Source organism: Stenotrophomonas sp. Iso1 (assembly GCF_027497995.1).
In the GTDB taxonomy this organism is placed as follows: Bacteria; Pseudomonadota; Gammaproteobacteria; order Xanthomonadales; family Xanthomonadaceae; genus Stenotrophomonas.
On record NZ_JAODBT010000001.1, the window covers coordinates 41,555 to 67,470 of the forward strand.

Genomic DNA, 25,916 nt, shown 5'->3' on the forward strand with positions numbered 1-25,916 from the left:
GCCGCAAGGCTCCGGTGCAACGGCAGTTCCGACCGCCGGAACTGTGAGCAAGACCTTCGCCGCATTGGCGAAGCTCTGTCCCCGGTCTCCCCTGATTCCGTGTCCAGCTCTTGGCCTGTGTGGTTCCAAGACCCATTCATATGACCGGAAATCCCCATGATTCAGACAATTGGTAATCCCTGGCTTTGGGGCGGCTTCATTGCCGTCGTCATTGCCGCCTTGCTGATCGACCTGGTGCTGATGCGCCACGGCGGCCCGCACAAAGTCACCTTCAAGGAGGCTTTGTGGTGGTCGCTGGGCTGGGTGGCACTGGCTTTGGCCTTCAACGCCGGCCTCTGGTACTACCTCAATGAAACCGCCGGTGTGGCAGTGGCCAATGAAGTGGGCCTGCAGTTCCTGACCGGTTATCTGATCGAGAAGGCCCTGGCGGTCGACAACATCTTCGTGTTCCTGCTGATCATGGGCTACTTCGCGGTGCCCGAGACGCAGCGTCAACGTGTGTTGATCATCGGCATTCTGGGCGCCATCGCGCTGCGTACGATCATGATCTTCGCCGGCACCGTGCTGGTCAGCCAGTTCCATTGGCTGCTGTACGTGTTCGGTGCGTTCCTGCTGTTCACCGGCTGGAAGATGTGGACCGCCGCTGGTGAGGAACCCAGCCTGGACAACAATCCGGCGCTGAAATTCATGCGCAAGCACCTGCGCATCAGCCACGAGTACAACGGCAACCGCCTGGTCACCGAGAAGAACGGCGTGCGCTGGTTCACCCCGATGTTCGTGGTGCTGATCCTCATCGCCGTCACCGACGTGATCTTCGCGGTGGACTCGATCCCGGCCATCTTCGCCATCACCACCGACCCGTTCATCGTGCTGACCTCGAACGTGTTCGCGGTGCTGGGCCTGCGCGCGATGTTCTTCCTGCTGGCTGGTATGGCTGACCGTTTCCACCTGCTGCCGTATGGCCTGGCGGTGATCCTGGCGTTCATTGGCACCAAGATGCTGCTGATCGACATCTTCAAAATCCCGGTGCCGGTGTCGCTGGGCGTGGTTGCCGCGATCCTGATCGCCACCATGATCCTGAGCCTGAAGATCCCGCCGAAGCAGAATCACGGCTGATACGCCGTGCCACCGGCGGGATTGTCCCGCTGGTGGCACGCCTGTTCCCGAACGCGGCCCCCTTGCAATCGCGGGGGCTGCCGCAAGTTCTGATGTCATGGATACGCAGATCGCGCCTGACACCGGCACCGCGCCGGCCCGCAATGACCGCAGCCGCGTGCTGCGTGCCTTCAACCTGAGCCTGGGTTTCGTGTTGCTGCTGGTGGCGATATTCGCCCTTCAAAGCAGTGGCTGGGACTGGCGGGCATGGTCCGTTGCGCCATTGGAAAGCCACGGCCTGCTCGGCCTGCTGGGTGCGCCGCTGCTGCATGGTTCCATCGAACACCTGGGCGCCAATGCGGTGGCCCTGCTGATTCTGGGCACGCTGGCCGGCAGTGTTTATCCACAGGCCACGCTACGCGCGCTGCCCCTGCTGTGGATAGGTTCCGGGCTGGGTGCCTGGCTGCTGGGCGATATCGGCAGCCACCATCTGGGCGCCAGTGGCGTGACCCACGGCCTGATGTTCCTGGTGTTCGTGCTGGGCCTGTTGCGCCGTGACCGGCAGGCCATCGCCGCCAGCATGATCGGCTTCCTGTTCTACGGCAGCATGTTGATCACCATCCTGCCGCACGAGCCGGGTGTGTCCTGGCAATCGCATATGGGTGGCGCCGCCGCTGGCCTCATCGCCGCATTGATGTTCCGCCACGCCGACCCGATGGCACCGCGCAAACGCTATAGCTGGGAAGACGAAGAAGAGGAAGACGTGCAGCCGCTGGCGGACAACGAACTGGAACCGCCTGCTCCGGGCCGGGTGCCGGTGCTGTGGCAACCGCGCGAAGGCCGGGACTACGACGTGGTGGTGCCGCTGCGGCGACGGGACCCGGACAGTCCGCAGTAAGCGTCTCTGCGCCCGCCAGTTTGAGCCCTACCCGCAGCCTGATCGTTAAGGGGTAGCATCCACCGCGCGACGTCCCAGCGCCGGATCATCGGTAAACAAAGCATCAATCCCCGCCTGCAGGAACACCCGCATCTCGGCCACGGAAGCGTCCGGGTTGCGCGCGGTCTCCGCCCCTTGGCGCAATGCCGGCGGCAGGAATGGATTCTCGGGGCGGAACGTATAGACCACCACTTGCAGGCCGGCAGCATGCGCATCGGCGATCAATGCCGTTGGCGCAGCCAACTTGCCCTGTGCATCCAGCGGTATCAGTGCGTGCTTCTCGGCGCCGATGGCATCGGCATAGGTGGCGATATCGCGCAGCCCGGCAGGCGTCATCATCTGTGCATAAGTCAGTGAACCACCGGCCAGCACAACATCGGCCGGCGTGTCTGTAGGGGCGCCCAGCAACTGCAGCAGACGGATGTTGGAATCCTTGCCCAGCTTCTGCCGCAGCGCGCGCAGGTTGGCGGTCTCGAACGACTGCAGCAGGATCGGCGCGACGTTGGTGTAGGCATTGCCTCGCAACGTGGCGAGCAGCTTGTCTTCCATCGGTAAGCCGATGCCGCGGAAATAACTGCCGTGCTTGATCTCCGGCGCCAAGCCGATACCGCGGTTGGCACGTCCGGCCTGCTGCACCAGGAAGGTGATGATCTCGTCCAGCGAGGCGATGCGGAACTGTCCATCAAAGGCCGTGCCACGCACCTGCGGCAGGCGCTCGCGGGCGTACAGCGTCTTCAACTCGGCCAGGGTGAAGTCTTCGGTGAACCAGCCTTCCTCGGTCTGGCCATCGATCACCTTGCGGGTGCGTCGGTCGGCAAATTCAGCGCGCGCGGCGACATCGGTGGTCGAGCCGATCTCGTTCTCGTGACGGGCCACCATTACGCCATCCTTGGTCATCACCAGATCCGGCTCGATGTAATCGGCGCCGTCGGAAATGGCCTGTGCATAAGCGGCCAGCGTGTGTTCCGGCAGCAAGGCGCTGGCGCCTCGGTGCGCGTACACCGAGGCCTGTGGATAACGTGGGGCGGCTTGGGCTTCCATTGCCCCGCAGAATGCCATGACCACGCCCATCAACACCCCACCGTGCCACTTGGATACCACCGTCACTCCATCGCGCGCAGCCGCGCCAGCCAGCAGAAAGAGGCGGCAGTGTGGCGCCGGCATGTGACGTCAGTAAGTACGTTGGCCACGGTGTTTCAACACCGTTGCCAGCGCCACCCTTCTGCTGTGGCCTGCAGCCGCGCGCTGATGCCAATCGCCTGTAGAAAGGCTTCGTCATGTGACACCACCACCAGCGTCCCGCTGTACTGGCGCAGCAGCGATTCCAATGCGGTCAGCGCATCCAGGTCGAGGTGATTGCCGGGCTCATCCAGCAGCAACAGCTGGGCCGATGGATCTGCATACAGCGCGCAGGCCAGTGCTGCCTTCAGTCGCTGACCGCCACTGAGCTGCGCCGACGGCAGCTGTACCTGGGTTGCATCCAGCCCCAGCAAAGACAAGCGGCTGCGTAGCTCACCCTCTTCCATCTGCAGGTTGCGCGCACGCACGCCCTCCAAAGCGCTGAGGTGGGCGGGCAACAGTTCCAACTGCTGATCCAGCAACGCCGCCGGTACATGCAACTGTGCCTCACCCGCGAGCGGGGCCAATTGTCCGGCGAGCACTTTCAACAGCGTTGATTTGCCCGCGCCATTGATGCCGCTGACCGCGACGCGCTCGCCACGGCGCAAGGCCAGATCCAGACAGTGAAGCGGCTCAGCGACATAGGGCAGCTGCACGTGTTGCAGGCGCGCGACCCATTCGGGCGCGGTCCTCTCCAACAACGGTGGCAACAGCACCGGCGCAGGTTCGTCGATCTGCGCCTGCGCCTGGCGGACGGCATCGTGCAGGGTTTCGTGTCGCTGCTGCAGTTGTTGTTTGGCTTTGCCCACGCTGGCCTGCGCGCGCTGCCTCGCCAAGCCAAGCAGGATCGGCGCCTGATTGGCCGTGGCGGCTTCGCGGTTGCCGCGTGCGCTGCGCTGCTCCAACCGCTGCCGTTGCGCATTCAGCGCCTGCTCGCCCTTTCGGCGTTCCTGCCTGCGTTGCTGCAACTGGGTTTCCGCCGCTGCTTTCTCCACAGCACGCGTCTGTGCATAACGTTCATGGTTGCCGCCGTGGCTGCGCAGCCCTTGCGGCGACAATTCGACGATGCGCTGCACGTGGTCCAGCAGCAACCGGTCATGGCTGACCAGCAGATAGCCCTGCCCGCGCTGTATGAGTTGCTGCTGCAGCCATTGCCGGCCGGCCAGATCAAGATGATTGCTGGGCTCGTCGAGGATCAGCAGCTCCGCCGGTTGCAGCAACGCACCTACCAACGCGACGCGCATGCGTTGCCCGCCGCTCAAGTTGTCCACAGGCATATCGACATCCATGCCTGGCAGGCCGGCTTCGGCCAACGCCTGCTGCAGGTTGTCGCACATGGTCCATTGCTCACCCACGGCATCGAAATCGGCTTGCTGCGTGCTGCCGGCTTCGATCCGGCGCAATGCATCCACCACGTTATCCACAGCCGCAAGTTCGGCGATGCGTTGGCCGGCGGCTGCGGTCACCTGCTGGGCGAGGTAATGCACCCGACCGATTCGCCGGCATTGCCCGGCACTGGGTTCGCGCAGGCCGGCCAACAACTGCGCCAATACGGATTTGCCCACGCCATTGCGCCCGACCAAGCCCGTGGGGCGGGCGTCGAACTGCGCGTTGAGGTCGGAGAAAAGGCAGCGCCCATCGGGCGTGTGCCAAGCGACGCTGTCCAGCGTCAACGATACGGTTGTCGTCATGCGTTGTTCCATCGATGCCCGAAGCACCCAGCCGCCAACGGCAGCAGGGACTGAAAGGGACCGTCATTCAGACGGGGGCATCAATAGCGCATTGGACTGGCTCCACAGGCGGGGGAATCCCGTAACGGGGCATAGGCTAACGGCGGGAAACCCAACTGTCAGTAACCGGCGGCGCATTCCCGTCATGCACCGCCGGTGGCCACTCAGGCCTGAGCCGTGCTTGGCCAATGTGCGGCGCACAGCTTGTTGCCAGCCGGATCGCGCAGATAGGCCAGATACAACGGCCCGAACGGGCTCTGCCGTGGGCCCGGTGGGTCTTCGATGCTGACGCCCCCCTGGCCGACACCGGCGGCATGCCAAGCGTCCACTTCTTCCGGGTTGACGCAGCTGAAACCGATGGTGCTGCCATTGGCATACGTGGCCGCTTCGCCGTTGCGCGGGTGACCGAGGATCAGCAATGCGCCGTTGTGGCGGTAGACCACCCTGCCTTTCGGATCGACGAAGCCCGGCTTTGCACCGAGCGCGCCAAGCAGCGCGTCGTAGAACGCCTTGGACGTTTCGATGTCATTGGCCCCCACCGCGATGTGCGAAAACATGCGTACCCTCCTGACTGTTGTTTGCCCTTGCCCACTCGGGCCGGTTGATCCGTCTGCATTACTTGCCGATGCAGAAGCTCGAAAAAATCTTCCCCAGCAAGTCATCGGCGGTCATCCGCCCGGTGATCTCGCCCAGTGCGTCGTGCGCCAGGCGCAGTTCTTCCGCCGCCAGCTCCAGATGGTCGTACTGAAGCTGCGTGGCCGCCATTTCCAGATGGTCGGCGGCGCTGATGATGGCTTCGACATGACGCAAGCGTGCGGAGAACTCCCCCTGCATGCCCTCGCCCGCACCATCGCTGGCAATTTCGCGCAGGCGCGCGTGCAGGTGTTCCAGCCCTTCACCGCTGGCGGCCGACAACGCGATGCTGTCTTGGCCCAGATCCTGCGGCCACTGCGGTAGCAGATCGCTCTTGTTGAAGATCCACAGCTGACGCGCGGCCTGGGCAGCCGCATCACCAATCGCCAGGCGGCCTGCTTCGGGGTCGCGCGCATCCAACACGACAATGGCCAGGTCCGCGCGCTGCATCTCGGCGCGCGCGCGGCGCATGCCTTCGCGTTCAATGGCATCGCCGCCTTCGCGAAGGCCGGCAGTATCCACCAGCTCCAGTTCCAGACCGTCGATGCGAATGGTTTCGCGCAGCGTGTCGCGGGTGGTACCGGCGATGTCGGTGACGATGGCGCGTTCGCTGCCGGCCAAGGCATTGAGCAACGAGCTCTTGCCGGCATTGGGTGGGCCGATCAGCACCGCGTGCAGGCCATCGCGCAGCTTGCGGCCACGCTCGGCGTCGACCCGCAGTTGCGCCAGCAGCGCGCGCGCTTGTTCCACGCCCGCCCGCACCTGCGCGCCGCCAAGCGTATCCAGTGGTTCATCCGCGAAATCGATGGCAGCTTCGACATGGATGCGCAGGCGCACGAGTTGCTCGCCCACTTCTTCCACACGCCGCGAGAACACACCGTCCAGCGAACGCCGCGCAGCACGCGCAGCGCGCACGTCACCGGCGGCGATCAGATCGGCGATGGCTTCGGCCTGAGCCAGATCCACCTTGCCGTTGAGGAATGCCCGCTCGCTGAACTCACCCGCGCGCGCCTGACGCGCACCCAGTTCAATGCAGCGGGCCAGCAGTTGTCGCAATACCACGGGGCTGCCGTGGCCCTGCAGCTCCACCACGTCCTCGCCGGTAAAGCTGCGCGGACCAGGGAAATACAGGGCAATGCCGTCGTCAATCACATCCGCGGCGGCATCGCGAAACGTTGCGTAATGCGCGTGCCGTGGCTTGAGCGATGGACACCCCAACGCAACCGCAATGCGCAGCGATTGCGGGCCGGACACGCGCAGCATGCCGACGCCGCCCGCTGCCGCACCGGTGGCAATGGCAACAATGGTTTCGCCTGTGGACAAGTGGCTCATGGCTTACAGCTTCTGCAATTGAGAACGCGCCTGCGCTGCGCCGCTGCCTTGCGGCTGCAGCTCCAGGTAGGTGGTGTACGCCTGCTTCGACCGGGCCTTGTCACCCACATGGAAATAGGCATCGCCCAGGTTGAGATAGGCCACCGCACGCGAAGGATCGATCTTCAATGTGTTTTCCAACCAGCGTGCCGCTTCGGCATACCGTTGCTGGCGGTAATACACAAAGCCAAGGTTGTTCGCGGCCAGGGCGAAATCCGGCCGCAGCTTCAGTGCTTCGGTGAACTGCGCGACGGCTTCGTCGTAACGCTTCTCGCGATACAACTGCAGGCCGCGATCATTGGCCTGCTGCGCGCGCTGGCGGTCCGATGTCGGCGCCGCCGCCGGCACCACCAGCGTGTTCTTGCCACCCTGCAGATCGGCTACGGTCACTGGCGCTTCGCCTTCCGCCTTGGCGTCCTGCACCGCGTCGACACGGTTGTTGAGCGCGATGGCTTCAGCTGACAACTGAGCCGTATCGGCGTTGAGAAATTCCTGGCTGTCCGGCACCTGGAACACGAACTCACCACCCTGCGAACCCGGTAGGCTGCCGAACGCCGGCGTCTGTTGCGATACCGCCGACACCGCCGGCGCTACATAGGCGGCCAGTTCGGTACCGGTGATCAAACCGTCGCCATTGAGGTCACCCTTGCCACCCAGCGCCTGCAACAGGACCCAGGTGAATACCGAATGCCCATTCGGGCCACTGTCGGCCACCTGTTGATCGGCGCCGCCGGCGGTGAGCATCTGCCGCGCGCTGCGACGTGCGTTCTCGCGCAGGAACGAAGAAGAAGACGCACCGGCACGGGTCAAACCCAAACCGCTGTAGCAGGCATCCATCACGAACATCACGTGCTTTGCCTGCATGCTTTCGGCAATGTTCTGGATGTCAGTCATGGCGATGGCATCGGTGGCGAATTCATTGGGATCCGAATCCACCGGAATGATGTAACCCAGGTCGCGCCCGGAAGCGAGCTGACGGGTAGCACCATGGCCGGCAAAGAACACGAACACACGGTCATTCTTGCCAGTGCGCTCATCGGCCAGGCGATCATGGAACGCGGCCAGGATGTTGTTGCGCGTGGCCTGCTGGTTCTTCAGCACGATCACCTGCGAGGACGGAAAACCGAACTGCCCCGTCAGCGTATCGGCGATGGATTGCGCATCACGGCCGGCGTATTCGAGCTTCGGCCACTTGGCGTACTCATCGATGCCAATGACAATCGCCCAGGATTTCTCGTAGCCGGTGGTGATGGCGGCACCGCTGCTCGCCCCTTTGCGCGCGCGGCTGACGCTGAAATCACGGCCATTCCAACCGGCAAACTGATAACCATCGGCGATCAGGCGGTCCAGGATCTGCGGCAGCGCCTTCACTGCGCGATCGTGGATGTCATGGAACAGGATGATGCCCTTCTGTTCCTTCTGTACCTGGTCGACCACGCGCTGCACGATCGATTCCGGCACCGGGTCGGCCCAGTCCATCGAATCGATGTTCCACATGATCGACTTCAAGCCGGCTTCGTTCAGCAGCTGCAGGCCTTCGGCATTGCGCGCGCCATAGGGAAAACGGAACAGCGGCGCGCGCCGGTTATCCACACCCTTGAGCAACGTGTCGGTGCCGAGCACCTGCTCACGCAACGCATCGCCGCTGGTGCGCGACAGCTGCGCGTGGGTAAGGCTGTGGTTGCCCACCGCATAGCCCTGCTCCATCAAGTTGCGGCTGATACCGGCCATCGGCCCCAGCTTTACTTTGCCATCGGCCTGCACCGCGCCCAGGTTGCGGCCCACTTCAAAGAACACACCGGGCACGTCGTAACGCTTGAGGATGGCGACCACGTCGTCGGTGTAGGCCTTGTGCGGGCCATCATCGAACGTCAGCACTACCGTCTTGGCCGGTAGATCACGGCCGAAGATTTCGCGCTCGCTGTCTTTCATCGACATCGGGTACGGCTCGATCACACCGTAGTCGCGCAGAATCGCTTCGCGGCTGTAGTGCGTGTGCAGGTGCGCGATGTAGTCATCCCACTTTTCGCGCTTGAGTTCGATGGCACGGGTGCGCTCGAAACGGCTGAAAATGCGGGTGATTTCCTGGTTGTAGTTGCGCTCGATCTCATCCAGCGCTTCCAGATCCTCGCCGATGCGCTGGTGCAGCTTCACTGCCGGCAACGACGAATCTGCACCCACGCGCTCATGCAGGTCGCGCAGGATTTCACGGAACGCCAGACGATCGGCGTCGTACAACTCCGGCGACGATTCGATGTAATCCAGCACCGTACCCAATGTGGCAAAACGTTGTGGACTGGCGCTACGCAGCAACGTGTCGAACTGTGCAGCGATGGCCAGGCGTTGCTCCAGACCGTCGTGGAACAACTGCTGGCCAACGCGGCTGGACGTCGTGCGGTCATCAACCGACTGCTGCGTTTCATCGGCCAACAGCACGATGATCCGGCGATGCCCATCAAGCAGTTTCTGCAGCGACGTCAGCAACGGTGCTGCTGCAGGATCGGCCACCGCGGCCGCCCGGGCGCTGGGTTGGGTCACGGTCTCCGGCGCCGGTATTGCACCTTCGTTCTTGCTGCAGGCGGCAATGGCCAGTGTCAGCAGCAGTGAGGGCAACAACAAGCGGGGCGACAACGACACACGGGGCATGGCGAGCTCGGGTTCTTCAGTGGGAGCAGGTGCCGGCGATTCTAACGCCGCATGCGAAAAGCCCGCCTTGCGGCGGGCTTTTGCGATTACTTGGCTTCGACCTTGGCCGGGACATCCTGGCCGTGCTTCTTGATCATCAACCATTGCTGCAGGAGGCTCAGGCTACCGTTGACCACCCAGTAAAGCACCAGACCGGCCGGCATGAAGGCCATCATCACACCAAATACCAACGGCATGAACTGCATCATCTTCTGCTGCATCGGGTCCATGCCCACGGCCGGCGTCAGCTTCTGGGTGAACCACATCACTGCGATGTTGATCAGCGGCAGGATGAAGAACGGGTCACGCGCGGTCAGGTCCTGGATCCAACCCATCCACGGTGCCTGACGCAGCTCCACCGACTCCACCAGCACCCAGTACAGGGCGAAGAAGATCGGCATCTGGATCAGCAGCGGCAAGCAGCCGCCCAGCGGGTTGATCTTTTCCTTCTTGTACAGCTCCATCATCGCTGTCTGGAACTTCTGCTTGTCGTCGCCGTAGCGCTCCTTCAGCTGCGCGATGCGGGGCTGGAATTTGCGCATCTTGGCCTGCGACTTGAACTGCGCATTGGCCAGCGGGAACAGCACCATCTTCAACAGGATCACCAGGCCGACAATCGCCCAGCCCCAGTTGCCGACCAGCTTGTGCACCTGGTTCAACACCCAGAACAGGCCCTGGCCAATCACCGCCATCAACGAGAAGCGGCTGTAGTCGACCACGCGGTCCAGGCCCTTTACATCTTCCTTGGCGATCTGGTTGACCAGCTTCGGGCCCACCCACAGGCGCGCCTGGGTGCTGACCTTCTGCCCCGGGGCCACGGTGAAGCCCGGACCACGCGCTTCGATCACATGACGTGGACCGTTCTGTTCCAGCAGATACAACGAAGACTGGTCAGCCTGAGGAATCCACGCGGTGAAGAAGTGGTGCTGCAGCATTGCCGCCCAACCACCGGTGATGGTGCGGTTGAGTTTGCCGTCGTCCAGGAAGTCCGCAAACGCGCGGCGCTCGTAACCTTCTTCCGGGCTGTACCAAGTCGCGCCGTTGAAGCTGAAGGAGTCCGGATTGGTCATGCCCTTGGTGATCACCGGCGGCACGCGGTCGAGCTTGCGGAACACATAGCCCTGCCACGGCGTGGTGCCGGCATTGACCACTTCATCCTTCACGCTGATGGCGTAATCGCCACGCTTGAAGGTGTAGGTACGGTGGATGCTGACGCCATTGGGGCCATTCCATACGAACGGCACCTGCACTTCAGCCTGGCCATCGGCCAGCGCCACGTCGGTGACGCCCTGTGCCGGCTGGAAGCCGGTGGCACCGGGGACCGGCGCGTTGGTCTGGCTGGCCCAACCGGCGGTGGCGCTGTACGGATGCGCCTTGTCTTCGGTCAGCAGCTGCACCGGCGGGCTGCCGGCAGCCTTGGTCTGCGGGAACTGCAGCAGATCGGCGTCGAGCACGCTGCGGCCATCCAGCACCAGCTTGAGCACGTCGGTGGTGACCGTGATACGCGGGGCGGCGGCCGTGGTGGTTGCTTCCACGCCTGCAGCGGCCGGCGCCTGGCCCGGCACATTGGCCTGCGGCACGTTACCGGCGGTTGGCGGTGCCAGGTCCGCATCGGTGGCCGCTGGCACGGCCAGCTGAGTTGCGGCAACGGTGGCCGGATCCGGCGCGTTCTGCTCGCGACCCCATTCCATCCACAGCAGCACCGCCACCATCAGCCAGGCAAAAATCAGGAATACACGGGTCTGGTTCATCAGCAGGCAGGCTCGGCTCCGCCGGATGAAGTTCCCGGCGTGTTCAAAGAAGGATGAGGATTGACGCCCTCGCGCGGCGGCATTGTGCCGCCCGGGCCCGCAGGGGGCAATGCACCTGCACGGCGCAACAGGCGTTCAAACGTCTCGCGAATCTGTTGGTTGTCAGCCGTCTTTGCCGCAGAGCGGGCAACGACGACAAAATCGCCAGAGGCCAGACACGGCAAAAGATGGCGTGTTGCATCACGCAACACACGCTTGATACGGTTACGACCGACCGCACGCGTATCGACCTTCCGTGACACAGCCATACCCAGCCGAGCAGGGGTTTCCCCTTTCAGCCAGTGGAGTGTCATCAGCGGATCGGACACACGGCGGGCGCCGTTGAAGACCGTTGAATATTCGGCACGCGTACGAACCCGCGCAGAGCGAGGGAATCGCTTGCGCGGGCAGTCACTGCTCACGATCGAATTTGCATTTGCCGCAGAGAGCGGCAACGCAATCAAGCGCTGAGGACTTTGCGACCCTTGGCGCGGCGACGCGACAGAATCTTGCGGCCGTCAGCGGTCTTCATACGAGCGCGGAAGCCGTGGTCGCGCTTGCGCTTGAGGTTGCTGGGTTGGAATGTGCGCTTGGTGGCCATGGGGGCACCTGTATGAATGAGACGGAAAGAACCGGAAATTCTATAGACCTCCCCCCCGCCTCGTCAAGCCTGTTCAGCGGATAAAGTTCACGGGCCGGTGCATAGCTTGTGGATGATCCTGTGAATAAATCGGGGACAAGCATTCCCGCATCCGGTCGGCGGTGGTAGTCTGCGCCATCCACTTCCCCCCTTTCCGGTCTGCGACCCGGCGGCTTTCTGCGCCCGGCTGACAAGGCCTTTGAAGACTATTTCTGATGGATGCATGGTCCCTTTGTCTTGAACGTCTGGAGGCGGAATTTCCGCCTGAAGATGTCCACACCTGGTTGAAGCCCTTACAGGCCGACCAACGTGCCGACAGCCTCGTGCTGTACGCACCCAATGCCTTCATTGTCGAGCAGGTGCGCGAACGCTACCTGCCGCGCATTGCCGAATTGCTCGCCCATTTCGCCGGTTTTGGCGAGGTGATGCTGGAGATCGGCTCCCGCCCGCGTGCGCCGGAACCGGCGCCCATGGCCATACCGGCCGGGTTCCCCGTGGCACCCGCTGCACCGGTAGTGCCGTTCAACGGCAACCTGGATTCGCATTACACCTTCACCAACTTCGTCGAAGGCCGTAGCAACCAGCTGGGTTTGGCGGCCGCATTCCAGGCGGCGCAGAAGCCGGGCGACCGCGCGCACAACCCGTTGTTGCTGTACGGCGGCACCGGCCTGGGTAAAACCCACTTGATGCTGGCGGCCGGTAATGCGATGCGCCAGGCCAATCCGTCCGCGAAAGTGCTTTATCTGCGTTCGGAACAGTTCTTCAGCGCCATGATCCGGGCGCTGCAGGAAAAAACCATGGACCAGTTCAAGCGCCAGTTCCAACAGGTGGACGCGCTGCTGATCGACGATATCCAGTTCTTTGCCGGCAAGGACCGTACCCAGGAAGAGTTTTTCCACACCTTCAACGCGTTGTTCGATGGCAAGCAGCAGATCATCCTGACCTGCGACCGCTATCCGCGCGAAGTAGAAGGCCTGGAAGCACGGTTGAAGTCGCGTTTGGCATGGGGCCTGTCAGTGGCCATCGAGCCGCCCGATTTTGAAACCCGTGCTGCCATCGTGCTGGCAAAAGCCCTGGAACGTGGCGCTATCATCCCGGATGACGTGGCTTTTTTGATCGCCAAGAAGATGCGCTCCAACGTGCGTGATCTGGAAGGCGCGCTCAACACACTGACCGCGCGCGCCAATTTCACCGGGCGTGCCATCACAACTGAATTTGCCCAGGAAACCCTGCGCGATCTGCTGCGTGCGCAGCAGCAGGCGATCAGCATTCCGAACATCCAGAAGATCGTGGCTGACTACTACGGGCTGCAGATCAAGGATCTGCTGTCCAAGCGTCGCACCCGTTCGCTGGCCCGTCCGCGTCAGGTGGCCATGGCGCTGACCAAGGAGCTGACCGAACACAGCTTGCCGGAAATTGGCGATGCCTTTGCCGGCCGCGACCACACCACCGTGCTGCACGCCTGCCGCCAGATCAGAACGCTGATGGAAGCCGACGGCAAGTTGCGTGAGGACTGGGACAAGCTCATCCGCAAGCTCAGCGAGTAGCGGTTTCGGAGAGACCGAGGGACAGGCGCATTGCCAGATTGCGTGGGTCAGTCATCAGGTCACCGGAGGTAAGGGGCGGGAAGCGAGACGAATGATGCACCGACGACGCAGAGGCGTCATCGCACAAAACGGTGCATGATTCGGGGGTAAGCGCGGGAGAATCTGTGGATAAAATCAGGTTTCTTTTCGACGCTAAATTTATCCACAGCTTCACCCTCCGGTTCCGGGCCAGTAGTACAAGGGTTTCAATGTGTATAAACCCTTTTAAAACAAACAGTTAAGTTGGTTTTAGGCCAAATCTGGCTCTACCAGCACCACCAAGCTTTAGATTTATCCCACATCTTTTAAGAGCATAGGGGCACGAAACCACATGCGTTTCACACTGCAGCGCGAAGCCTTTCTCAAGCCGTTGGCCCAAGTCGTCAACGTGGTTGAACGCCGTCAGACTCTTCCGGTTCTGGCTAATTTTCTGGTTCAGGTGCAGGGCGGTCAGTTGTCATTGACCGGCACCGACCTGGAAGTGGAAATGGTCTCCCGCATCGCGGTCGAAGACGCCCAGGACGGTGAAACCACGATTCCGGCACGCAAGCTGTTCGAAATCATCCGTGCCCTGCCTGATGGCAGCCGCATTACGGTTTCGCAGACGGGCGACAAGATCACCGTGCAGGCTGGCCGCAGCCGCTTCACTCTGGCGACGTTGCCGGCCAATGACTTCCCGTCGGTTGACGAAGTCGAAGCCACCGAGCGCGTTGCCGTACCGGAAGCGGCGTTGAAGGAACTGATCGAGCGCACCGCATTCGCGATGGCTCAGCAGGACGTGCGGTATTACCTCAACGGCCTGTTGTTCGACCTGCGCGACAAGACCCTGCGCTGCGTGGCCACCGATGGCCACCGCCTGGCGTTGTGCGAAACGTCGCTGGAAACCAGCACCGGCAAGCGTCAGATCATCGTTCCGCGCAAGGGCGTGACCGAGCTGCAGCGCCTGCTGGACAGCGGTGACCGCGAAGTCGAACTGGAAGTTGGCCGTAGCCACATCCGCGTGAAGCGCGATGATGTGACATTCACCTCCAAGCTGATCGACGGCCGTTTCCCGGATTACGAAGCTGTCATTCCGATCGGCGCCGACCGCGAAGTGAAGGTGGATCGTGAAATGCTGCGCGCCGCACTGCAGCGCGCTGCGATTCTGTCGAACGAAAAGTACCGCGGCGTACGCGTCGAAGTGACTCCGGGGCAGCTGAAGCTCAGCGCGCATAACCCGGAGCAGGAAGAAGCGCAGGAAGAAATCGAAGCCGATACCGAGGTCAGCGACCTGGCGATTGGCTTCAACGTGAACTACCTGCTGGATGCCCTGTCGGCATTGCGCGACGAACACGTTGTGATCCAGCTTCGCGATTCCAACTCCTCGGCGCTGGTACGTGAAGCCAGCAGCGAGAAGTCGCGGCACGTGGTGATGCCGTTGCGTCTCTGACGGAGGTTCCACGTGGAACATGAAGAACCCGGCGAAAGCCGGGTTTTTTTATGGGCGCCATTGGAGATTCGCGGGCCGGATGACGTCGCTCCCAATTCTGTTGGTAGCGCTTACGGGGATGATGGAACTTTTTCCTGGAGACGCGTTCCACGTGGAACCATAAGTTCCGAACCGTCCAGCACTCCATGCCTGCGGGAGTTCACGAAGGAGAGCGTTGGGCCATCGCGGTATTGCCGAGATTTCGGAAATGCCTGGTTTGAGCGAATTCTGCCCAGCTCAGATGGAACCGAGTGCCCTCGCTCCCGGCGCTTTGAGCATTGCCATCACTGCGAAGCGAAGTATCCCAATCCCGAAGCTCTCGTTCGACGGGTTGGCAGGAAACGCCTTTTTCAGGGAACTGTGTTTCTGGTTTTCTGATGGAAATTTGCTGGGCTGGCTCAGCCCCAGCTTGTGATTCGAGCGAAAGGGTTTCCAGGAGCATCCGTCCGATGGAGCCTACAGCCGTAGAACAGGCCATTTCTGGTCATTCAGCACCCGGGAGTCCTCCATTTCAGAAACCGTTCCGCTATTGCGGGGGCTTCAATGGGCGGCGTGGCTTTCAGATTTCCCATCGCAGCCTCGGATCGATCGAAGCCAGTTTCAAGACGAGCCCGAATTTCGCGAAATCCGAGGAAGGGTGCGCGTCCGAGCCCACCAGAATTCAAAGAAACAACGGCTAGATTTGGGGCCTCTTCTACTGGCCGTTTTCTGTAGCTCTATGCTTTAAATCTGAGAATAAATCTAAAGCATGGTGGTGATGGTAGAGCCAGATTTTATGTAGAACTACCCTAAGTTGTTGTTATAAATAAGATTATTAGACCTGAAACCCCCTGTAGAACTGCCCTTCGAGCCTGTGGATAGCTGTGGATAAGCGGGTTACGAGCATCGAGGCCTCTTTTTATCCACAGGTTGACCCACTTATACACAGGGCTTGCCCCCAGAGCTGTCCTCCCCTGTTTTGAGGCCCTGATTTCGTGAAATCTGCAGAGGTCGTGGTGGTGCTCGCTTCCAGATTTGAAGAAATCTCACCTGTTCCACGTGGAGCCGCTCCCGCAGATGGGGATTGAGAAAACTCCAAGAGGCGGATGCTTTAAGCTGCGCCTCTGCCAGCCACGAGTGTCGTAGCGGCATCGCGACTTTCTTTGAGCGTCAATGCATATCGTCCGTGTTGCCTTGAACCGCGTACGTCGGTTTGATTCGGTGGAACTAGCGCCCCGCCCTGGTATCAATCTGATTACCGGAGCCAACGGTGCGGGCAAAACCAGCCTGCTTGAAGCCCTGCATCTGATGGCCTATGGCCGCAGCTTCCGGGGGCGAGTGCGCGATGGTCTCGTGCAGAAAGGTGCGGAAAACCTGGATGTGTTCGTGGAATGGCTGGAAGGCACGGATGCAGGAGGTGTTCTGCGCCGAGCTGGGTTGCGGCACAGCGGACAGGCCTGGAAAGGACGGCTGGACGGAGAGGATGTTCCACAGTTGGGGACGCTATGCGCCGCATTGGCGGTGGTGACATTTGAGCCCGGGAGCCATGCGCTGGTCAGTGGCGGCAGCGAGCCGCGTCGGCGCTTCGTCGATTGGGGATTGTTCCACGTGGAACCTGACTTCCTTTCCCTCTGGCGCCGATACACCCGGGCATTGAAGCAGCGTAATGCGCTGCTCAAAGCGGGAGCACCCGGAAAGCAGCTGGATGCCTGGGATTGGGAGCTTGCGCAGGCAGGAACGCCGCTGACATCGCGCCGCGAGCAGTATCTGGAGCGTCTGCAAGAGCGCGCCGTCGCGCTCGCCGCCGAACTCGCACCAAGCCTGCAATTGCAGACAATGGAACTGCAGCCAGGCTGGCGCCGCAATGAAATGTCCTTGGCCGATGCCTTGCTGCTGGCGCGCGAACGCGATCGGATAGCGGGATACACCTCGGTTGGGCCACATCGGGCGGACTGGACCGTGGGTTTCGCGCAGATTCCGGGCCGCGACGCACTTTCCCGTGGCCAGGCCAAACTCACCGCCTTGGCTTGCCTGCTTGCCCAAGCGGACGACTATGCCGCGCAACGTGGCGAATGGCCGGTGATCGCACTGGACGACCTGGGCTCGGAGTTGGATCGCAATCATCAGCAGCGCGTGTTGCAGCGTTTAGCAGCGACACCTGCACAGGTTTTCATTACCGCAACGGAAGTCCCCGCTGCGTTGGAGTCCGCACTACGACCTGTAGCAACGTTCCACGTGGAACATGGTGCGATTCTGGCGGTGAACTAACCCTTCAGGGCGGAAATCTGCCCGGCGGGTATAATCGGGACGCAATCCCCTATCTCTCGTGCATCTACCCCCCGGGGTGGGTGTGTGACCTGCGGAGCCCATGGCCAGCGCAATGACCGAAGAACAGAACATCCCGGCCAATAACGGCAACTACGACGCCAACAGCATCACCGCTTTGGAAGGCTTGGAAGCTGTCCGTAAGCGACCCGGCATGTACATCGGTGACGTCCATGACGGCACCGGCCTACACCACATGGTGTTCGAGGTCGTCGATAACTCCATCGACGAAGCGTTGGCTGGCCACGCCGACAACGTGTCGGTGACCATTCACGCAGATGGCTCGGTATCGGTGTCGGACAACGGCCGCGGCATCCCGGTCGGCAAGCACGAGCAGATGAGCAAAAAGCTCGATCGCGAGGTTTCCGCTGCCGAAGTGGTGATGACCGTCCTGCACGCAGGCGGCAAGTTCGACGACAACAGCTACAAGGTTTCGGGTGGTCTGCACGGCGTCGGCGTCAGCGTGGTCAACGCTCTGTCGCAAAAGCTGGTGCTGGACATTTACCAGGGTGGGTTCCACTACCAGCAGGAATTCTGCGACGGTGCTGCGGTTTACTCACTGAAGAAACTTGAAGCTACTGACAAGCGCGGTACCTCCCTGCGCTTCTGGCCGTCGGTGAAGGCGTTCAACGACAACGTTGAATTCCACTACGAAGTGTTGGCGCGCCGCCTGCGTGAGCTTTCGTTCCTGAATTCCGGCGTCAAGATTGCGCTGAACGACGAGCGTGGCGAAGGCCGCCATGACAATTACCACTACGAAGGTGGTATCCGCAGCTTCGTGGAACATCTGGCGCAGCTGAAGACGCCGCTGCACCCGAATGTCATTTCGGTGACCGGTGAGCACAACGGCATCGTGGTGGAAGTGGCGTTGCAGTGGACCGATTCCTATCAGGAAACGATGTACTGCTTCACCAACAACATTCCGCAGAAGGATGGCGGTACCCACCTTGCCGGCTTCCGTGCCGCGCTGACTCGCGTGTTGAACAACTACATCGAGCAGAACGGCATTGCCAAGCAGGCCAAGATCAGCCTGACCGGCGATGACATGCGTGAAGGCATGATCGCGGTGCTGTCGGTGAAGGCGCCCGATCCCAGCTTCTCCAGCCAGACCAAGGAAAAGCTGGTCAGCTCTGATGTGCGCCCGGCGGTGGAAAATGCCTTTGGTGCACGACTGGAATCGTTCCTGCAGGAAAACCCGACCGAAGCCAAGGCCATCGCCGGCAAGATTGTCGATGCCGCTCGCGCTCGCGAAGCCGCGCGCAAGGCCCGCGATCTGACCCGCCGCAAGGGCGCGTTGGACATCGCCGGCTTGCCCGGCAAGCTGGCCGACTGTCAGGAAAAAGATCCGGCGCTGTCCGAACTGTTCATCGTCGAGGGTGACTCGGCAGGTGGCTCGGCCAAGCAGGGCCGCAACCGCAAGAACCAGGCGGTGCTACCGCTGCGCGGCAAGATTCTCAACGTGGAACGTGCCCGTTTCGATCGCATGCTGGCTTCCGATCAGGTGGGTACGCTGATCACCGCCTTGGGAACCGGCATTGGTCGCGACGAGTACAACCCGGACAAGCTGCGTTACCACAAGATCATCATCATGACCGACGCCGACGTCGACGGCGCGCACATCCGTACGCTGCTGTTGACGTTCTTCTACCGTCAGATGCCGGAGCTGATCGAGCGTGGTTACATCTACATCGGCCTGCCGCCGCTGTACAAGATCAAGCAGGGCAAGACCGAGTTGTACCTCAAGGACGACCCGGCGCTGGATGCTTACCTGGCCAACAGTGCGGTGGAAAACGCTGCGCTGACGCCGGCCACCGGCGAGCCGCCGATCGAAGGTGTGGCGCTGGAAAAACTGCTGCTGACCTACGCCAGCGCGCAGGACGCCATTGATCGCAATGCGCACCGTTACGATCGCCAGGTGCTTGAAGCGTTGATTGATTTCACGCCGATGGATCTGCAGCACCTGAGCAATGCAGGGGAAGGCGAAGGCCTGGATGCACTGGCCAAGCGTTTGAACCAGGGCAGCCTGGGCACGCCGCGCTTCACCCTGGAGCTGCAGGAGCCGAACGAGCAGCGCCCTGCCGCTGCTGTGCTGGTCACCCGCCGTCACATGGGCGAAGAGCACATCCAGGTGTTGCCGCTGTCCGCGTTTGAGTCCGGTGAATTGCGTCCGTTGCACCAGGCGTCGCAGCTACTGCACGGCCTGATCCGCGAAGGCGGCACCATCAGCCGTGGCAACAAGAGCACTGAGGTCAGTGGCTTCACCCAGGCCCAGGCCTGGCTGATGGAAGAAGCCAAGAAGGGCCGCCAGATCCAGCGATTCAAGGGTCTGGGTGAAATGAATCCGGAGCAGTTGTGGGACACCACGGTGAATCCGGATACGCGTCGCCTGCTGCAGGTCCGCATCGAAGACGCGGTGGAAGCCGACCAGATTTTCAGCACCTTGATGGGTGATGTGGTCGAGCCGCGTCGGGACTTCATCGAAGACAACGCGTTGAAGGTCATGAATCTGGATATCTGACACAATCCAGACGTAACAGAGGGCGCCTGCTTCTCGCGGCGCCCTTTTTTTTGTCCGTCAGCTGCTACCCACAGGCCTGCGATGTCCGTCCCTCCTTCGGTTCCGGTTTCTTCCCCTAGCCCCTCATTGCCGCCTGCTGCCCGTCGTCCCGGTTCACCGGTGGCGGGTTTTGGCCTGGACCTGCTCATCGCCATTGGCGCTTTGTTGGGGTTGAGCCTGGCTTGCAGCCTGGCCTGGGGACTGTGGCGCGGCATCGAAGTCGGCATGGAGGCCGCCCGCACCGGTAACGGCCCCCCCGCTGCCGCGGACATGGCCGCCCTGATGGGCGACCCCGGTGCTTTGGCGCAAATCCTAATCGCTTTGATCGGCACCGGCGGCGCGGCGTTGCTGCTGTATTTCTGGCGTCGTCGCGCGACGCCGGGCGAGCGGGTGCAGTCGCGGCAGGCCGCGTTGCGACCGTCAACCTGGGGCTGGACTGTGCTGGTGGCTGCCGGTGTGTTCGCGGGCAGTAGCCTGATCGGCATGATCGCCAAACAGTTGGGGATCGAACCGGTGCCGACCAACCTGCCATTGATGGAACAGGCGCTGGCCCAATATCCGGCTTTCCTGGTGGCATTTGCGGTGTTTCTGGCACCGGCCTACGAAGAACTGCTGTTCCGGCGCGTGTTTTTTGGACGCCTATGGGCGGCAGATCGGCCGTGGTTGGGCATGCTGCTGAGCAGCGCCGCATTCGCGTTGGTCCACGAAATTCCCGGCACCAGTCCCAACACCTTGCCGGCGATGCTGCAGTTGTGGCTGATCTACGGCGGCATGGGTGCCGCCTTTGCCTGGTTGTATCGTCATACCGGCACACTCTGGGCGGCTATCGGCGCACACTCGATCAACAACGCCATTGCTCTTGCGGCGTTGGTGTTTTTCGGCGCGCAATGATGCTTTCGCGATTGACAAAAATTTAAGCCGCGCACTCGCACACTGCAGTCATGAATGTGGGGGGTCTTCCATGAAAGCCGTCATCCTCTCTATCACCGCCGCGCTGGTCCTTAGTGCCTGCGCGACCACCACGTCCCCTACCGGGCGTCGTCAGGTGGTAGGCGGTGTTTCCCAACAGCAGTTGGACCAATTGGGTGCACAGGCATTTGCCGAAACCAAGGCCAAGGAAACCGTCAACCGCGACGGCAGGCAGAACGCCTATGTGCAATGCGTCGTCAACGCACTCGTCGCGCAATTGCCACCTCAGTACCGTGGCGTACGTTGGGAAACGGCTGTCTTCGTCGACAAAGAACCCAATGCCTTTGCCCTGCCCGGCGGCAAGGTCGGCGTGAACACCGGCATCTTCACCGTCGCCCGTAACCAAGATCAGTTGGCCGCAGTTATCGGACATGAAATAGGCCACGTGATTTCACGCCATCACGAAGAACGCATTACCAAGCAGCTCGGCGCCTCGGGCCTGCTGCAGGTGGCGAGCGCGCTCGCCGGTGCTGCCTACGGCGATACAGCGGCCAGTGCAGTCAGTCAATTTGGCGGCATGGGCGCGCAGACGATGTTCCTGTTGCCCGGTTCACGCACTCAGGAGAGCGAAGCCGATGTGGTTGGCCAGCGGCTGATGGCGCAGGCAGGCTTTGATCCGGCCCAGGCGGTCAATCTGTGGCAGAACATGATGGCCGCGAGCGGAAACCGCTCGCCGCAATGGCTGTCCACCCATCCCGATCCCGCCAATCGTATCCGTGAATTGCAACGTGACGTGCCCGCGCTGGAGCCGGTTTATCGGCAGGCGCGGCAATCTGGAGTGACGCCGAAATGCGGATGACACGGGAGATTGTTGCAGTACACCAACGGAAGTGATTTCTCCGTTAAATATTTTCTGATACGTTTGCGAGCTCGGTTTCGTTCCGATTGTCTGAATTCTTGCCGCTCCGGCGGTTTCAATGAGGTGAACCATGATCTTCCGCAGCCCTAAACAAGCCGTGCTTTCCGTCCTCATCGCGACCGCGCTTGGTGGTGTTGTGGTGGCTGACGCTTCGGCGCAGTCGCGTTCCAGCGAGCGTGGTGAACGTGGCAATCGTGGTTCGGCCAAGGCCGAAGTACTGTTCCCGGAAGCCACCCGCGAAGAGCCCAAGGTCAAGGCCTCCTCAAAGATGGGCGGCAAGCTGAAGAAGTTGTTCGACGCCTACAACAAGGACGAGTACGCGGAAACCCGCACGCTGGCCGATGAAATCATCGCCGCTGCCGATGCCAACGAGTACGACAAGGCCGTTGCCAACCAGCTGGCTTCGCAGGCCGCTTACAACCTGGAAGACAACGCCGCTGCCAAGCAATACCTGCAGCAGGCGATCACCCTCAATGCGCTGGACAACAACGGCCATTACCAGGCCATGCTGATGTTGGCCCAGCTGCAGCTGCAGGACGACCAGCATGCCGAAGGCCTGGCCAACCTGGACAAGTATTTCGCTGAGTCCAAGTCGAACAAGCCCGAAGAACTGATCATCAAGGGCCAGGCGCTGTACCAGAGCGAAAAGTATGCCGAGGCCATCCCGGTGCTGAAGGCGGCCATCGCCGCTTCGCCCGAGCCGAAGGACAACTGGAATCAGCTGTTGATGGCTTCCTACGCCGAAGCCGGTCAGACCGGTGAAGCGGTGAAGGAAGCCGAAGCACTGGCGGCCAGGAACCCGGCTGACAAGAAGGCCCAGCTCAACCTTGCCAGCATGTACATGCAGGCCGACCAGATGGACAAGGCCGCTGCAGTGATGGACAAGCTGCGCGCGGCTGGACAGCTCACCGAAGAGCGCGAATACAAGCAGTTGTATTCAATCTATGCCAACACCGAGAACAAGGAACGGGACGTCATTGCGGTGATCAACGAGGGTATGTCCAAGGGCATCCTCAAGCCGGATTACCAGACCTACCTGGCTCTGGCCCAGTCGTACTACTACACCGAACAGGTGCCGCAGGCGATCGAGGCATGGCGTAACGCCGCGCCGTTGTCCAAGGATGGCGAGACGTACCTGAATCTGGCACGTGTCCTGCATGCTGAAGGGCGTATTCCCGAAGCCAAGCAGGCCGCGCGTGATGCGAAGGCAAAGGGTGTCAAAAACCCTGGCGATGCTGACAAAATCATCAACCTGAAGTAAGCAGGAATAACGCCTGAACAGCTGTATTTGTGATGCGCAGCTGGTCAGGATTGGTATAAGCTTGGAGGTTCCTGCGGTGTCATGCACCGCTGAATCAGGGGCGACAAAACAGCGTCGTTCCGGCCCCACTAACGAGTTCTTGGCGCATGACGGAACAACTGGTCTTCCACAGCAGGTATGACAGCGAAAAAGAAAAGGGGCTCAGCTGGCCTCGGATCGCTGGCATTGCCTTTGTAATCGCACTTCATCTGGCAGCTCTGATGATGCTCCTGATTCCTGCCGTGGCCCCGAAGGCCGCAGCGGAGAAGGAACGCAACGTCATGGTGACGCTGGTCGACGCACCGCCGCCACCGCCGCCGCCGCCGCCGCCGCCGCCGCCGCAGGACACTCCGCCGCCGCCGGTCAAAAACCTGTCGCCGCCGAAGCCCTCGCCGCTGCCGCCGCCGCCGGAAGCCCCGGTGATCGACGTGCCGGAGCCGCGTCCCAATGACGTGGTAACCCCGCCGTCGCCGCCGTCGCCGCCGTCACCGCCGGTCGATATCCAAGCCAGCGTGGACATCTCGTCCAAGGCTATGAACCCGCCACGTTACCCGCCGGCCGCATTCCGCGCAGGTATTCAGGGCGAGGTCATCCTGATCATTGATGTCGATGCCAATGGCAACGTCACCAATGTTTCCGTCGAGAAGTCCAGCCGCAACCGCGACCTCGACCGAGCTGCTATGGAAGCGGCGCGTAAGTGGAAGTTCAACCCCGCCCAGAGCGGTGGGTCCAAGGCGGCTGGTCGCGTCCGCGTTCCGGTCAACTTTGCGCTGAGCTGATAGGCGTGGCGGCCCTTGCGGTCGCCCACCCAACCGCTCGACATTAGCTACACCCTTTAACACCACACACAACAAAGGTAAGCGTCATGCTGCAGGAAATTTTCATCGCCGCCGCTGCCGGGGGCAACGCAAACAACGCGCTCTCGCAGATGGGCTTCGAGCATCTGATCCACGAAATGACCTCCAAGCCGGGCGACTTCGCCGTCTCATGGGTCGTGCTGATCACCCTGGTGGCGATGTCGGCAATGTCCTGGTACTGGACTGTCATCAACATCTTCCGTACCACCCGCCTGAAGGCGGCCGCTGATCGCGTGCCGGGCCTGTTCTGGGATGCCCCGAACGCTCAGGACGCCATCCGTGCCATGGAAGAACAGCCTGCTTCGGAGCCGTTCTCCAAGATCGCTCTGGACGCTGCCCAGGCTGCTGCCCACCACCAGCAGGCTGGTGCCGGCGAAACCCTGAGCCGTTCGGAATTCGTTGATCGCGCCCTGCGTCAGGCCGTGACCCGCGAATCGAACCGTCTGCAGGGCGGCATGATCCTTCTGGCCACCGTCGGTGCAACCGCTCCGTTCGTGGGTCTGCTGGGTACCGTGTGGGGCATCTACGGCGCGCTGATCAAGATCGGTGCAACCGGTTCTGCCTCGATCGACGCCGTTGCCGGCCCGGTGGGTGAAGCACTGATCATGACCGCCATCGGTCTGTTCGTGGCTATCCCGGCCGTGTTCGCCTTCAACTTCTTCAGCAAGATCAACAGCGCCACGATCAGCAAGTTCGATACGTTCGCTCACGACCTGCACGACTTCTTCGCCACTGGCTCGCGCGTTCGCTAAGCCAGTAAGCCGAGCAGTCATCGCAACGATATAGACGGAGCCCGTTATGGCTTTCAGTAGTGACAACAGCAGCGGCCCCATGGCCGACATCAACGTGACGCCCCTCGTGGACGTGATGTTGGTGCTGCTGATCATCTTCATCATCACGGCTCCCCTGATGTCCCATAAGGTCAAGGTGGAGTTGCCCGAGGCCAACCTGATTCAGAATCCGGACGATGCTGAAAAGCGTCCGAATCCGATCACGGTTGCCGTCAAGGAAGACGGGACGCTCTACTGGAACGACGAGAAGGTCTCCAAGGAGACCTTGGAATCGCGTTTCGCTACCGCTGCCCAGCAAACGCCGCAGCCGCCGCTGAATCTTCGTGGTGACAAAACCACCAAGATGAGCGTGATCAACGAAGTGACAAAGATCGCGCAGGGTCAGGGCATGTTGGACGTCGGTTTCGTTGCCACCAAAGTAAAGGGGCAATAAGCGATGGCATTCAGTAGTGGTGGTAACAAGGGCCCAATGGCCGACATCAACGTCACGCCCCTCGTGGACGTGATGCTGGTGCTGTTGATCATCTTCATCGTTACCGCGCCGATCATGACGTATCCGATCGCCGTGGATCTGCCGCAGCGGGTTATCAATCCGCCGCCGCAGTTGCGCGAGCCGCCGCCGCCGATTGATCTGCGTGTGGATGCGAGCAACCAGGTTTACTGGAACAACAGTCCGGTGAACGTGGGCGACCTGCAGCAGAAGATGGAAGAAGAAGTACAGAAGGATCCGACCAACCAGCCGGAACTTCGCATCGAAGCCAGCCCGGATTCGGAGTATGACGTCATGGCCAAGATCCTGGCCCAGGCGAAGAATGCTCAGATGAAGAAGATCGGTTTCGTGCAGTGACGTAATACCCAAGTCATGACGCGACTGGAAGGCGCCTCCGTTAATTCGGGGGCGTCTTTTTTTTGCCAATTTTTGAAGTGCGTAGAAAGTGGAGGAGCGTATTTCTAAAGGGCACAGATGCTGTGGCGATCGCCGATGACTCTTCGGTTGGCGTGGCTCTCTTCTTGCGTTTTGCTATGCGTGGAAAGTGATCCATGCGCAGTGCAAAGCGGCGTTTTGTGCTGCCAGTTTTGCGGTGATACATGTGTCGATGAAAGCAAAAATTCGAGGAACGATTGCCCGTCATCCGTCATCCGTCATCCGTCATCCGTCATCCGTCATCCGTCGGTTGGACGTTTCCTCTTCAAGGGGTGGTGGCGGTCTGCAAGTGGGTGCGCG

21 protein-coding genes are annotated in these 25,916 nt (G+C 61.5%); 13 read left to right on the plus strand and 8 right to left on the minus strand.

Annotated features, from left to right (window positions below):
- Nucleotides 1-159: 159 nt before the first annotated feature.
- Together PAN08_RS00155 and PAN08_RS00160 are read left to right on the plus strand one after the other, a co-directional pair.
- The gene (locus tag PAN08_RS00155) at nt 160-1,116 is read left to right on the plus strand and encodes a TerC family protein (RefSeq protein WP_269791126.1); all 957 of its coding nucleotides are present in this window, start codon (nt 160-162) and stop codon (nt 1,114-1,116) included.
- A 97-nt stretch (nt 1,117-1,213) separates the two neighbouring features.
- A complete protein-coding gene (locus PAN08_RS00160) occupies nt 1,214-1,993 on the plus strand; it encodes a rhomboid family intramembrane serine protease (RefSeq protein WP_269789540.1) in 780 nt (259 codons plus the stop codon).
- A 45-nt stretch (nt 1,994-2,038) separates the two neighbouring features.
- Here PAN08_RS00160 and PAN08_RS00165 read toward each other — a convergent pair whose 3' ends face one another.
- The 8 genes from PAN08_RS00165 to rpmH all read right to left on the minus strand — a co-directional run bounded on the left by PAN08_RS00165 (nt 2,039) and on the right by rpmH (nt 11,961).
- A complete protein-coding gene (locus PAN08_RS00165; protein ID WP_269791127.1) occupies nt 2,039-3,073 on the minus strand; it encodes a glycerophosphodiester phosphodiesterase in 1,035 nt (344 codons plus the stop codon).
- 155 nt (nt 3,074-3,228) lie between these two features.
- Nucleotides 3,229-4,842 (minus strand): ATP-binding cassette domain-containing protein, encoded by a 1,614-nt coding sequence (locus PAN08_RS00170; protein WP_269789541.1) that lies wholly within the window; start codon nt 4,840-4,842, stop codon nt 3,229-3,231.
- A 203-nt stretch (nt 4,843-5,045) separates the two neighbouring features.
- The gene (locus PAN08_RS00175) at nt 5,046-5,438 is read right to left on the minus strand and encodes a VOC family protein (protein WP_269789542.1); all 393 of its coding nucleotides are present in this window, start codon (nt 5,436-5,438) and stop codon (nt 5,046-5,048) included.
- 58 nt (nt 5,439-5,496) lie between these two features.
- Nucleotides 5,497-6,846, minus strand: coding sequence for a tRNA uridine-5-carboxymethylaminomethyl(34) synthesis GTPase MnmE (mnmE, locus tag PAN08_RS00180; RefSeq protein WP_269789543.1), 1,350 nt, complete (start codon nt 6,844-6,846; stop codon nt 5,497-5,499).
- A gap of 3 nt (nt 6,847-6,849) precedes the next feature.
- Nucleotides 6,850-9,531 (minus strand): polysaccharide deacetylase family protein, encoded by a 2,682-nt coding sequence (locus PAN08_RS00185; RefSeq protein ID WP_269789544.1) that lies wholly within the window; start codon nt 9,529-9,531, stop codon nt 6,850-6,852.
- An 86-nt stretch (nt 9,532-9,617) separates the two neighbouring features.
- Nucleotides 9,618-11,321: a membrane protein insertase YidC gene (yidC, locus tag PAN08_RS00190; RefSeq protein ID WP_269789545.1), complete on the minus strand. Its 1,704-nt coding sequence runs from the start codon at nt 11,319-11,321 to the stop codon at nt 9,618-9,620.
- Entirely contained in the window at nt 11,321-11,782 is a 462-nt protein-coding gene (gene rnpA / locus PAN08_RS00195) for a ribonuclease P protein component (protein ID WP_269789546.1), read from the minus strand. Before rnpA ends, yidC begins: the two co-directional genes overlap by 1 nt.
- Nucleotides 11,783-11,820: 38 nt before the next feature.
- Nucleotides 11,821-11,961: a 50S ribosomal protein L34 gene (rpmH, locus tag PAN08_RS00200; protein ID WP_006404565.1), complete on the minus strand. Its 141-nt coding sequence runs from the start codon at nt 11,959-11,961 to the stop codon at nt 11,821-11,823.
- Between the two features lie 254 nt (nt 11,962-12,215).
- Here rpmH and dnaA point away from each other — a divergent pair, with 254 nt between their 5' ends.
- The 11 genes from dnaA to PAN08_RS00255 all read left to right on the plus strand — a co-directional run bounded on the left by dnaA (nt 12,216) and on the right by PAN08_RS00255 (nt 25,538).
- Nucleotides 12,216-13,547 carry a chromosomal replication initiator protein DnaA gene (gene dnaA / locus PAN08_RS00205; protein ID WP_269789547.1) on the plus strand — a complete coding sequence of 444 codons (1,332 nt, stop codon included), beginning with the start codon at nt 12,216-12,218 and terminating at the stop codon, nt 13,545-13,547.
- A 370-nt stretch (nt 13,548-13,917) separates the two neighbouring features.
- Nucleotides 13,918-15,015: a DNA polymerase III subunit beta gene (gene dnaN / locus PAN08_RS00210; protein ID WP_269789548.1), complete on the plus strand. Its 1,098-nt coding sequence runs from the start codon at nt 13,918-13,920 to the stop codon at nt 15,013-15,015.
- Nucleotides 15,016-16,206: 1,191 nt separating this feature from the next.
- Nucleotides 16,207-17,301: a DNA replication/repair protein RecF gene (recF, locus tag PAN08_RS00215; RefSeq protein ID WP_269789549.1), complete on the plus strand. Its 1,095-nt coding sequence runs from the start codon at nt 16,207-16,209 to the stop codon at nt 17,299-17,301.
- Nucleotides 17,302-17,413: 112 nt separating this feature from the next.
- On the plus strand, nt 17,414-19,876 hold the full coding sequence (gene gyrB / locus PAN08_RS00220) for a DNA topoisomerase (ATP-hydrolyzing) subunit B (protein WP_269791128.1): 2,463 nt from the start codon (nt 17,414-17,416) through the stop codon (nt 19,874-19,876).
- Between the two features lie 81 nt (nt 19,877-19,957).
- Entirely contained in the window at nt 19,958-20,806 is an 849-nt protein-coding gene (locus PAN08_RS00225) for a CPBP family intramembrane glutamic endopeptidase (RefSeq protein ID WP_269789550.1), read from the plus strand.
- A gap of 70 nt (nt 20,807-20,876) precedes the next feature.
- Nucleotides 20,877-21,683, plus strand: a complete 807-nt coding sequence (locus PAN08_RS00230) for a M48 family metallopeptidase (protein WP_269791129.1) — start codon at nt 20,877-20,879, stop codon at nt 21,681-21,683.
- A gap of 130 nt (nt 21,684-21,813) precedes the next feature.
- Nucleotides 21,814-23,004 (plus strand): tetratricopeptide repeat protein, encoded by a 1,191-nt coding sequence (locus PAN08_RS00235; protein WP_269789551.1) that lies wholly within the window; start codon nt 21,814-21,816, stop codon nt 23,002-23,004.
- A gap of 260 nt (nt 23,005-23,264) precedes the next feature.
- Nucleotides 23,265-23,822 (plus strand): energy transducer TonB, encoded by a 558-nt coding sequence (locus PAN08_RS00240; protein ID WP_269789552.1) that lies wholly within the window; start codon nt 23,265-23,267, stop codon nt 23,820-23,822.
- 86 nt (nt 23,823-23,908) lie between these two features.
- Nucleotides 23,909-24,652, plus strand: coding sequence for a TonB-system energizer ExbB (gene exbB, locus PAN08_RS00245; protein WP_269789553.1), 744 nt, complete (start codon nt 23,909-23,911; stop codon nt 24,650-24,652).
- A gap of 46 nt (nt 24,653-24,698) precedes the next feature.
- Entirely contained in the window at nt 24,699-25,124 is a 426-nt protein-coding gene (locus PAN08_RS00250; protein ID WP_269789554.1) for a biopolymer transporter ExbD, read from the plus strand.
- A 3-nt stretch (nt 25,125-25,127) separates the two neighbouring features.
- Complete coding sequence (locus tag PAN08_RS00255; protein WP_057636105.1) at nt 25,128-25,538, plus strand: biopolymer transporter ExbD; 411 nt, start codon at nt 25,128-25,130, stop codon at nt 25,536-25,538.
- Nucleotides 25,539-25,916 lie beyond the last annotated feature (378 nt).